This window comes from uncultured Arthrobacter sp. (assembly GCF_902805515.1).
In the GTDB taxonomy this organism is placed as follows: domain Bacteria; phylum Actinomycetota; class Actinomycetes; order Actinomycetales; family Micrococcaceae; genus Arthrobacter_D.
The window spans coordinates 1-10,742 of sequence record NZ_CADCTE010000098.1 but is presented as its reverse complement, the minus strand read 5'-3'; the positions used below and the strand labels follow the sequence as shown (position 1 = coordinate 10,742).

General features: G+C 66.1%; 4 protein-coding genes and 1 rRNA gene. 4 read left to right on the top strand and 1 reads right to left on the bottom strand.

Features of this window, described 5'->3' with window-relative positions:
- Positions 1–1,578: alpha-glucan family phosphorylase (gene glgP, locus QZX79_RS08500; protein WP_294567532.1), on the bottom strand; the 1,578-nt coding region annotated here is incomplete at its 3' end.
- Positions 1,579–1,711: 133 nt separating this feature from the next.
- On the opposite strand from glgP, the gene QZX79_RS08495 reads away from it, so the two are divergent.
- The 4 genes from QZX79_RS08495 to QZX79_RS08480 form a co-directional block, all read left to right on the top strand.
- Positions 1,712–3,751 carry an alpha-1,4-glucan--maltose-1-phosphate maltosyltransferase gene (locus QZX79_RS08495; protein ID WP_294567531.1) on the top strand — a complete coding sequence of 680 codons (2,040 nt, stop codon included), beginning with the start codon at positions 1,712–1,714 and terminating at the stop codon, positions 3,749–3,751.
- Positions 3,751–5,517: a maltose alpha-D-glucosyltransferase gene (gene treS / locus QZX79_RS08490; RefSeq protein ID WP_294567529.1), complete on the top strand. Its 1,767-nt coding sequence runs from the start codon at positions 3,751–3,753 to the stop codon at positions 5,515–5,517. The genes QZX79_RS08495 and treS overlap by 1 nt, the downstream gene beginning before the upstream one ends.
- On the top strand, positions 5,517–9,314 hold the full coding sequence (gene glgB / locus QZX79_RS08485) for a 1,4-alpha-glucan branching protein GlgB (protein WP_294567527.1): 3,798 nt from the start codon (positions 5,517–5,519) through the stop codon (positions 9,312–9,314). Before treS ends, glgB begins: the two co-directional genes overlap by 1 nt.
- 476 nt (positions 9,315–9,790) lie before the next feature.
- A 16S ribosomal RNA gene (locus QZX79_RS08480) occupies positions 9,791–10,742 on the top strand; the annotation flags it as partial.

The window sequence follows — 10,742 nt, the reverse complement described above, 5'->3', positions numbered from 1 at the left end:
CCGGGCGGGATCGCGCAGCATCAGGGTCAGGCGCTTGTAGGTTGGGACGCGGCGGGCGAAGCCGATGGTCAGCACGTCGGGGTCGAGCACCGTATCGGTCCACGCCAGCTCGGCGTCGGCGGCTCCGCGCTTCTTCCAGGAGGAGCGCAGGCGGCCGCGGACGTCGTCGACGAGGTTGGAGCGCATGCTCCGCCGCAGCCCCCAGATCTTCTCGTCGGCCACGTCGTACACGCGGGCCCAGCGCTGGTCGAGAACCGATTCGGCCCCGAAGTTCTCGCGGGCGAAGTCGGCGATCAGCGGGTCGACCCAGGAGGGGACGTGCACGCCATTCGTCACCGAGGTGATGGGTACCTCGCGGGTGTCGAAGCCCGGCCAGAGCCCTGAGAACATGCCGCGGGACACCTCGCCGTGAAGCTTGGAGACGCCGTTGGCACGCTGCGCAAGCCGCAGGCCCATGACGGCCATGTTGAACTTGGCCGGGTCGCCGCCCTCGTAGTTCTCGGCGCCCAGGGCCAGCACCTTGTCGGTCGGCACGGACGGGGCCAGCCCCGCATTGAAGAAGTGCTCGATCTGCGCCCGCTCGAAGCGGTCGATTCCGGCCGGCACCGGGGTGTGGGTGGTGAACACCGTCGAGGCACGGCCAGCGGTGAGGGCCTCTTCCCAGCTCATGGGCGATTCGCTGGCCGAATCCATCAGTTCGCGGATCCGCTCGATGCCGAGGAAGCCGGCGTGGCCCTCGTTGGTGTGGAACACCTCGGGCGCCGGAGCGCCGGTGAGGCGCTGGAAGATGCGCAGCGCCTTGACCCCACCCATGCCCAGCAGGAGTTCCTGCTGAAGGCGCTGGTCTCCACCGCCGCCGTACAGCCGGTCGGTGACGGTGCGCGCTGCCTCGTCATTGGCGGGAAGGTTGGAGTCAAGCAGCAGCAGCGGAACGCGGCCGACGTCGGCGCGCCAGATGTGTGCGATCAGCTGGCGCCCGTTGGGCAGCGGGAGGACCACGCGGGCGGGCGTGCCGTCCTCCTCGCGGAGCATGGTGAGGGGCAGCCCGTCCGGGTCAAGCACCGGATAGGTCTCCTGCTGCCAGGCGTCGCGGGAGAGCGACTGCATGAAGTAACCGGCCTGGTACAGCAGTCCGACGCCGATCAGGGGCACCCCAAGGTCCGAGGCCGCCTTGAGGTGGTCGCCGGCGAGGATCCCGAGGCCGCCCGAATACTGGGGCAGTACGGCGCTGATGCCGTACTCGGGGGAGAAGTAGGCGATGGAGCGGGGGGCGTCCTCACCGAGTGACTGGTACCAGCGCGGCTCGGCCAGGTAGCTGTCGAGGTCGGCGCCGAGCTCCTGGATGCGGGCGACGAGCTCCTCGTTGGCTGCGAGGTGCTGCAGTCTCTCGCGCGTCACGGAGCCAAGGAAAGCCACTGGGTCGCGGTTGCTCGCTTCCCAGGCCGCAGGGTCAATGTCCTCGAACAGGCGCGTTGTTGGCAGATGCCAGGACCAACGCAGGTTGCCCGCCAGCTTGCCCAGCGGGGCGATGCTTTCGGGGAGGACGGTTCGGACTGTAAATCTACGGATTGCCTTCACTTTGGTTACGCTAGCGCACTTGCGTTCCGCTGGGGAGGCGCAAGCGTAACCGCTTACGTAATCGCCGAAGATTCCGCAGTGTTACGCAAAGCCCCCTTAGCATTTCGCCTGAATTCTCGCTAACGTGCTGTGGGTGACCCTATCTAGCGAACTACCACGTCAAGGCACGTATGCGGAAGGGCTGCGGTTCGGCCGCATCCCCATCACGGGCGTCAGCCCGGTCGTCGAGGGCGGCCAATTCCCTGCCAAGGCGGTGCCCGGGGCGGATATCGTCGTCGGCGCGACCGTGTTCCGCGAAGGCCACGACCAACTGGGCGTCTCGGCAGTGCTTTACGACCCGGAGGGCAAGGAAGTGCAGCGGATCCGGCTGCAACCGGTGGGCGCAGGCCTGGACCGGTGGCAGGGGCTGCTCCGCCCCACCGCCGTCGGCCTCAACACCTTCACCATCGAGGGCTGGTCGGACCTCTACGGGACCTGGGTCCACGACGCCACGGTGAAGATCGCCGCGAACGTCGACGTCGAACTGATGCTCGCCGAAGGAGCCGCCCTGTTCACCCGGGCCGCCGCCGACCGCTCCCCCCGCGACGCCGAACTGTTCCGCCGCACCGCCGCAACCCTCGGGGACACGGCGTTCAGCGTTGAGGAACGCCTCTCGGCCGGCAGCACCCCCGAAATCTTCGACGCGATCGAGCGCGAGCCGATCCGCTCCCTGGTGACCCCGTCGGAGGCCTACCCCATCCTGGTGGAGCGCGACCGGGCCGGACGCGGGGCCTGGTACGAGTTCTTCCCCCGCTCCGAGGGCGCCGAGTATGACGCCGCCGCCGCGCGGTGGATCTCCGGCAACTTCCGCACCGCCGCCAAGCGCCTCGACGCGGTCGCGGCCATGGGCTTCGACGTCGTCTACCTGCCCCCGATCCATCCCATCGGTGAAACGCACCGCAAGGGCCCGAACAACACCCTCACCGCGGCCCCGGGGGATCCCGGCTCGCCGTGGGCGATCGGCTCGGCCGCCGGCGGCCACGACGCCATCCACCCTTACCTTGGCACCTTCGAGGATTTCGACGCCTTCGTGGCGCGGGCGGCGGAGCTGAACCTCGAGGTCGCCCTCGACTTCGCGCTCCAGGCCTCCCCGGACCACCCCTGGGTCACCGAGCACCCCGAGTGGTTCACGACGCGCGTCGACGGTTCGATCGCCTACGCGGAGAACCCTCCGAAGAAGTACCAGGACATCTACCCGATCAACTTCGACAACGATCCGGTCGGGCTGCCGCAGGAGATCCTGCGGATCGTGCTGCTGTGGGTTGACCACGGCGTGAAGATCTTCCGTGTCGACAACCCGCACACCAAGCCGGTCCAGTTCTGGGAGTGGCTGATCGCGCAGGTCAACGCCAAGCACCCCGACGTCGTCTTCCTCGCCGAGGCCTTCACCCGCCCCGCGATGATGCACGCCCTGGGCCGTGCCGGCTTCCAGCAGTCCTACACGTACTTCACCTGGCGGAACACGAAGGAAGAGATCGAGGAGTACTTCACCGAGGTCAGCAAGGTCTCGGCGCCCTATTTCCGGCCGAACTTCTTCGTGAACACCCCGGACATCCTCACGGCGTTCCTGCAGTTCGGCGGCCCGGCGGCCTTCAAGATCCGTGCGGTGCTTGCCTCGATGGGGAGCCCGCTGTGGGGCGTGTACTCCGGTTACGAGCTGTTCGAGCACGTCGCCCGCCCGGGCGCCGAGGAGTACATCGACAATGAGAAGTTCGAATACCGTCCGCGCGACTACGCGGCGGCCGAGGCCGAGGGCCGTTCCCTCGCCCCGTACCTCACCCGCCTCAACGCGATCCGCCGCGCCCACCCGGCCCTGGGTGACCTCGAGAACCTCACCGTCCACTCGAGCACCGACTCGGCGACCGTCGTGTTCTCCAAGCACAAGGAGACCGCGGACGGCAAGGACACGCTCATCATCGTGGTGAACGTCGATCCTCACAGCGCCCGCGAGAGCACCGTCTCCCTGAATCTCGACGCCCTGTCGATCGATCCGGGCGACCGCAACGAGGACGGCACGTTCCGCGTCGACGACCTCCTCACCGGTTCCAGCTGGAACTGGGGAGAACATAACTACGTCAGGCTGGACGCCCATGTGGAACCGGCACACATTCTTTATGTCAGGAGGAAGCACTAGTGCCCAACCCCTTCCAACTCAATGCACCCGGACTTGCGCATGACCCCCACTGGTACCGCAAGGCCGTCTTCTACGAAGTACTGGTGCGGGGATTCGCGGACGCCAACGGCGACGGGTCGGGTGACTTTTCCGGGCTGATCGAACGGCTCGACTACCTGCAGTGGCTTGGAGTCGACTGCCTGTGGCTGCCCCCCTTCTTCAAGTCGCCGCTGCGCGACGGCGGCTACGACATCGCCGACTACTACGACGTCCTCGATGAGTTCGGCACCATCAGCGACTTCAAGCGGCTGGTGGCCGAGGCCCACGCCCGCGGCGTGCGCGTCATCATCGACCTGCCCCTGAACCACACCTCGGACCAGCACCACTGGTTCCAGGAGTCCCGCCGCGACCCTGAGGGCCCGTACGGCGATTTCTACGTGTGGAGCGACACCGACGAGAAGTACGAAGACGCGCGCATCATCTTCGTGGACACCGAGGAGTCGAACTGGACCTTCGACCCGGTCCGCCGGCAGTTCTTCTGGCACCGCTTCTTCAGCCACCAGCCGGACCTCAACTTCGAGAACCCCAAGGTGATCGAGGCGATCTACAACGTGGTGCGGTTCTGGCTGGACCAGGGCATCGACGGGTTCCGCGCGGACGCCATCCCCTACCTCTTTGAGGAGGAGGGCACCAACTGCGAGAACCTTCCCAAGACGCACGAGTTCCTCAAGGATCTGCGCGCGATGGTCGATGAGAACTACCCGGGCCGCGTCATCATCGCCGAGGCCAACCAGATGCCCGAGGAGGTCGTCGAATACTTCGGCGACGAGACCGGCGCGGAGTGCCACATGGCCTTCCACTTCCCGATCATGCCGCGGCTTTTCTACGCCCTGCGCGATCAGAAGGCCGCCCCCATCATCGAGACGATGAAGGAGACGCCGGCGATCCCGGGAGGTGCCCAGTGGGGGACCTTCCTGCGCAACCACGACGAGCTCACGCTTGAAATGGTCACCAACGAGGAACGCGAGGCGATGCTCGGCTGGTACGCCCCGGACTCCCGGATGCGCGCCAACGTCGGCATCCGCCGCCGCCTGGCGCCGCTGCTCGACAACTCCCGGTCCGAGGTGGAGCTGATCCACGCCCTGCTGCTGTCCCTGCCGGGCAGCCCGTTCCTGTACTACGGGGACGAGATCGGCATGGGCGACAACATCTGGCTCGAGGACCGGGATGCCTCCCGCACCCCGATGCAGTGGAACCCCGACCGCAATGCCGGCTTCTCCACGGCCGACCCGGGCAAGCTGTACCTGCCTGTGGTGCAGTCATTGGTGTACCACTACAACCACGTCAACGTTGAGGCGCAGCTGGCCACCTCCAGTTCGCTGCTCCACTGGATGCGCCAGATGCTGGCGGTGCGCCGTGCCCACCCGGCCTTCGGCCTGGGGGACTACCGCAACGTGCCGACCGAGGCGGATTCGGTCCTGGCCTTCGTCCGCGAGATCCACGAGGGCAACTCGGAAGGCGAGCGTCCCGAAGTGGTGCTCTGCATCTTCAACCTTTCCCAGCACCCCGTCGCAGCCAACCTTCACCTCCCCGAATTCGCCGGGAGGGGCCTGCGCGACCTCTTCGGCGGAATGCCCTTCCCGGCCTTCGCGGAGGACGGCAACATCACCCTGACCCTTGGAAGCCATGCCTTCTACTGGCTCCGGCTGCGTTCGGCCAGCTCGAACAGTGCATCGCCCCACACGGAGGCGCTGCCCGTCATACCTATCCCGGAGGCTATTAAGTAATGGGAACCCACACACCGTTTCTTCCTGAAATCCTCACCGAGTGGCTCCCGGCACAGCGCTGGTTCCCAGCCCGCGGCAAGGACATCTCGCTCACCGTTGTCGGTGGGACGGTCCTGGACGACCCGACCGGCCAGGCCGCCCTCGAAGTGAATTTCCTCGCCGTCGGCTCCGGCCGCCGCACCGACGTCGTCCACGTCCCGCTCAGCTACCGGGCGGAGCCCCTTCCGGAGGCGGCCTCCGGACTCGTCGGGCAGGTCGACCACCCTGAACTCGGCAGGCGCTGGGTCTACGACGCCACCCACGACCCGGCGTTCGTTGACGCCTGGATCGAACTGATGAGCGTCTCGGGTTCCAGCGCCGACGGACGTGTGAAGGGCCTGGCCCTCGACAACCTGCCGAAGCCCACCCCGAAGCAGCCGATCAAGGTGCTGAAGGGCGAGCAGTCGAACACTTCGGTTGTCGTCGGTTCCGGACCGTCCTCAATGATCGTGAAGTTCTTCCGCGTGCTCGCCGCGGGGAAGAGCCCCGACGTCGACATCTGCGCGGGGCTGACGGCCGAAGGTTCAACCGATGTTCCCGCCACCTTCGGCTGGGTCACCGGCGAATGGCAGCTGCCGAACACCGAGCCCGGAAATCACGTCACCGGCCACCTGAGCGTGCTGCGCGATTTCATTGAGGGCAGCACCGACGCCTGGCGCGTCGCCTCCCTGGCCGCCTCGGCGGGAACCGACTTCAGCGTCGAGGCCCGCGAACTCGGTGCCCTCGTGGCACGGATTCACCGGCAGCTCGAGAGCGCGTTTGGCAGCAGCCAGGCCACCGCCGCCGAGCAGGAGGCCTTCAAGGAGGCGCTCACCCGGCGCATTGAGTGGGCCTGGGCCGAGGCAGGCACCGCCGTCGGGCCGCTGAACGAGGAGATCGAGGCCGTCCTCGCCCAGGTGCGCGCTCTCGACGTGCTGCCCGCCCTCCAGCGGATCCACGCCGACCTCCACCTCGGGCAGATTCTGCGGGCACCGGACGGATCGTGGCTCATGCTCGACTTCGAAGGCGAACCGCTGCGTCCCACCGCCGAGCGGAGCGTCCCCGATGTGCCGCAGCGCGACGTCGTGGGCATGGTCCGGTCGCTCGAATACGCTGCCGCGTCCCGCGGCGCATCGCCCGAAGGCTCCCCGGAGGCACTCGCCGGCGAGCAGTGGGCCGCCGCGGCGACCTCGGCGTTCCTTGCCGGGTATGCCTCCGAGGCGGGCCGCGAGGTCGACCCCGTGTCGCCGCTGTTCCGGGCCCTTTGGCTCGACAAGGCCCTCTACGAGGTGGTCTACGAACTGCGTAACCGGCCCGAGTGGGTTGAAATGCCGGCACGCGACGTCCGCCATGCCCTGACCGGCCAGTCCCTGGCCGCACCCGTCGGCGCCATGGCCGGCGCAGTGTCCGGCGGTTCCCCCGGGGCCGCGGCCGAGCCCCCTGCCGCACCGCCCGCCCCCACCGGAACCGGATCGAATGCCGGCTCCACCACCGGCCAGGTTTCCCCTCCTGCGGCGGCGCCGTCGGTTGCCGGAGGTGCAGCATCGGGCGCGCCGAAGAGCACCCCTGCGCCTTCCGGTCCGCCGGCGGACCCCACGCCCATCCCCGTGCCGCAGGATGTCCTGCAGCACGTTTCGGACGGCACCCACCACCAGCCGCACGCGGTGCTCGGTGCGCACCTCGACGATTCCGGGACTGTCACCATCCGCACCCTGCGCCGCCTGGCGCGTTCCGTCGTCGTCGTGACCGGCAGCGGGCGCACGGAACTTACGCACGAACACAATGGCATCTGGGTCGGGACCGTCGCCGCGGAAACTCCTGGCCACGTCCCGGATTACCGGCTCGAGGTCGCCTACGACGGCGAACCGCAGCTGGTGGATGACCCCTACCGGTTCCTCCCGACCCTCGGCGAGATCGACATGCACCTCATTGCCGAGGGCAGGCACGAAACCCTGTGGACCGCGCTCGGCGCCCACGTGCGGCACTACTCCTCGGTGCTCGGAGCGATCGACGGAGTCTCCTTCGCCGTCTGGGCGCCCAGCGCCCGGGCCGTGCGGGTAAAGGCCGACTTCAACGGCTGGGACGGCAGCATCAACGCCATGCGCGCGCTCGGCAGCTCGGGGGTGTGGGAAATCTTCGTCCCCGGTGCCCCGGCCGGTGCCGTGTACAAGTACGAGATCCTCGGCAGCGACGGGCACTGGCGGGAAAAGGCCGACCCGATGGCCCGCGGCACCGAGGTGCCTCCGCTGACCGGCTCGCGCGTCGTCGAGTCCCGCTACGCCTTCGAAGACGACACCTGGATGACCGAACGCGCCTCAAAGGACCCGCACAACGGGCCGATGAGCGTCTATGAGGTGCACCTCGCCTCCTGGCGCGTCGGCCTGAGCTACCGCGACCTCGCGGAGCAGCTCGTCGAGTACGTCACCTGGCAGGGATTCACGCACGTCGAGTTCATGCCCGTCGCGGAGCACCCGTTCGGCGGTTCGTGGGGCTACCAGGTCACGTCGTACTTCGCGCCGACGTCCCGGTTCGGGCACCCGGACGACTTCAAGTACCTTGTCGACAAGCTCCACCAAGCCGGCATCGGCGTCATCATGGACTGGGTTCCGGCCCACTTCCCGAAGGACGAGTGGGCGCTGGCCAAGTTCGACGGCGGAACGCTCTACGAACACGGCGATCCCCTCCTGGGCGAGCACATGGACTGGGGAACGCTGATCTTCGACTTCGGACGCCGGGAGGTGCGTAACTTCCTTGTTGCCAATGCCCTGTACTGGCTTGAAGAGTTCCACATCGACGGGTTGCGGGTCGACGCCGTCGCTTCGATGCTCTACCTCGACTACTCGCGTCAGGAAGGCCAGTGGCGGCCCAACCGCCTGGGCGGACGGGAAAACCTCGAGGCCATCTCCTTCCTCCAGGAAGTCACTGCCACCGCGTACAAGCGGGCACCGGGCATCGTCATGATCGCCGAGGAATCCACGGCCTTCCCGGGCGTCACCCGGCCCACGAGTGCCGGTGGCCTGGGCTTCGGGCTGAAGTGGAACATGGGCTGGATGCACGACACCCTCCAGTACATGGCGGAGGATCCGGTCAACCGGTCCTACCACCACGGCAAGGCGACGTTCTCAATGGTGTACGCGTACACCGAGAACTTCCTCCTCCCCATCAGCCATGACGAGGTAGTGCACGGCAAAGGCTCCCTCCTGCGGAAGATGCCGGGGGACCGCTGGCAGCAGCTGGCCAATGTGCGCGCCTACCTAGCCTTCCAGTGGGCCCACCCGGGCAAGCAGCTGATCTTCATGGGCTCGGAGTTTGCCCAAGAGTCCGAATGGGCGGAACAGCACGGCCTCGACTGGTGGTTGTGCGACACCCCGCCGCACCGCGGTGTGCAGGAACTCGTGCGCTCGCTCAACACGGTGTACCGGGAGACCCCGGCGCTGTACGCGCGGGACAACGAGCCGGCCGGCTTCCAGTGGATCGATGAGAACGACGGCGGACGCAACACGCTCTCCTTCATCCGGTGGGATCACCAGGGCAACCCGCTCGTCTGCATCGCCAACTTCGCCGGCGGCCCGCACGAGGGCTTCCGCGTCGGCCTGCCCTGGGCGGGGGAGTGGACCGAGGTCCTCAACACCGACGCAGAGCAGTTCGGTGGATCCGGTGTCGGGAACGGCGCAATCACCGCCGTCGAGGGTGGGCACAACGGCCAGCCCGCGCACGCGGATCTGCGCGTTCCCCCCTTGGGTGTGCTGTACCTGGCACCCAAGAGTGCCAAGGCGTAACTGCTCATCCAGCCTCCGCCGGACCTCCTCGAGGTCCGGCGGAGGTTTACATTCAGCCCTCAAGGGTGCTAGTGTTTATATCCGCGCTGATCGAAGTTCTCGGTCGGATGGCGACCACAAGAACGGTTGGGAACGGGATCTGTCGATCCCAGAATCCAGCCGGATGGGGGTCCAGCTGGAAACAGCCGGAACGGTGGAAACCAGCCGATTTGCGGGGATGGGCTGGTGCGGGTAAGCTTGTGAAGTTGCTCCGGAGCGATGGGGTCCTGGTTTTGCAGGGTTTTTGGTGCCGGTAGTGCCTGTTGTTTGAGAACTCAATAGTGTGCCAAGTTTGTTGATACCGATTGTTTTTTGATTGGTTGAATTGGCTGGTCTGCCGCACGTTCGTGTGGTGGGCTGGTTTTTTTGGCTGGTTTCGAATTTTGTGCAGCAGGTGTTCCCGTTTTCCCGGGGGTGCTTGTTGTGTCTGTAATGCATTTACGGAGAGTTTGATCCTGGCTCAGGATGAACGCTGGCGGCGTGCTTAACACATGCAAGTCGAACGATGAAGCCAGCTTGCTGGTGGATTAGTGGCGAACGGGTGAGTAACACGTGAGTAACCTGCCCTTGACTCTGGGATAAGCCTGGGAAACCGGGTCTAATACTGGATATGACTGCCGGCCGCATGGTCTGGTGGTGGAAAGCTTTATTGCGGTTTTGGATGGACTCGCGGCCTATCAGCTTGTTGGCGGGGTAATGGCCCACCAAGGCGACGACGGGTAGCCGGCCTGAGAGGGTGACCGGCCACACTGGGACTGAGACACGGCCCAGACTCCTACGGGAGGCAGCAGTGGGGAATATTGCACAATGGGCGCAAGCCTGATGCAGCGACGCCGCGTGAGGGATGAAGGCCTTCGGGTTGTAAACCTCTTTCAGTAGGGAAGAAGCGAAAGTGACGGTACCTGCAGAAGAAGCGCCGGCTAACTACGTGCCAGCAGCCGCGGTAATACGTAGGGCGCAAGCGTTATCCGGAATTATTGGGCGTAAAGAGCTCGTAGGCGGTTTGTCGCGTCTGCCGTGAAAGTCCGGGGCTTAACTCCGGATCTGCGGTGGGTACGGGCAGACTAGAGTGCAGTAGGGGAGACTGGAATTCCTGGTGTAGCGGTGAAATGCGCAGATATCAGGAGGAACACCGATGGCGAAGGCAGGTCTCTGGGCTGTAACTGACGCTGAGGAGCGAAAGCATGGGGAGCGAACAGGATTAGATACCCTGGTAGTCCATGCCGTAAACGTTGGGCACTAGGTGTGGGGGACATTCCACGTTTTCCGCGCCGTAGCTAACGCATTAAGTGCCCCGCCTGGGGAGTACGGCCGCAAGGCTAAAACTCAAAGGAATTGACGGGGGCCCGCACAAGCGGCGGAGCATGCGGATTAATTCGATGCAACGCG

Coding starts and splice junctions, on each gene's coding strand:
- glgB (WP_294567527.1), top strand. CDS start 5,517: ATGGGAACCCACACACCGTTTCTTCCTGAAATCCTCACCGAGTGGCTC.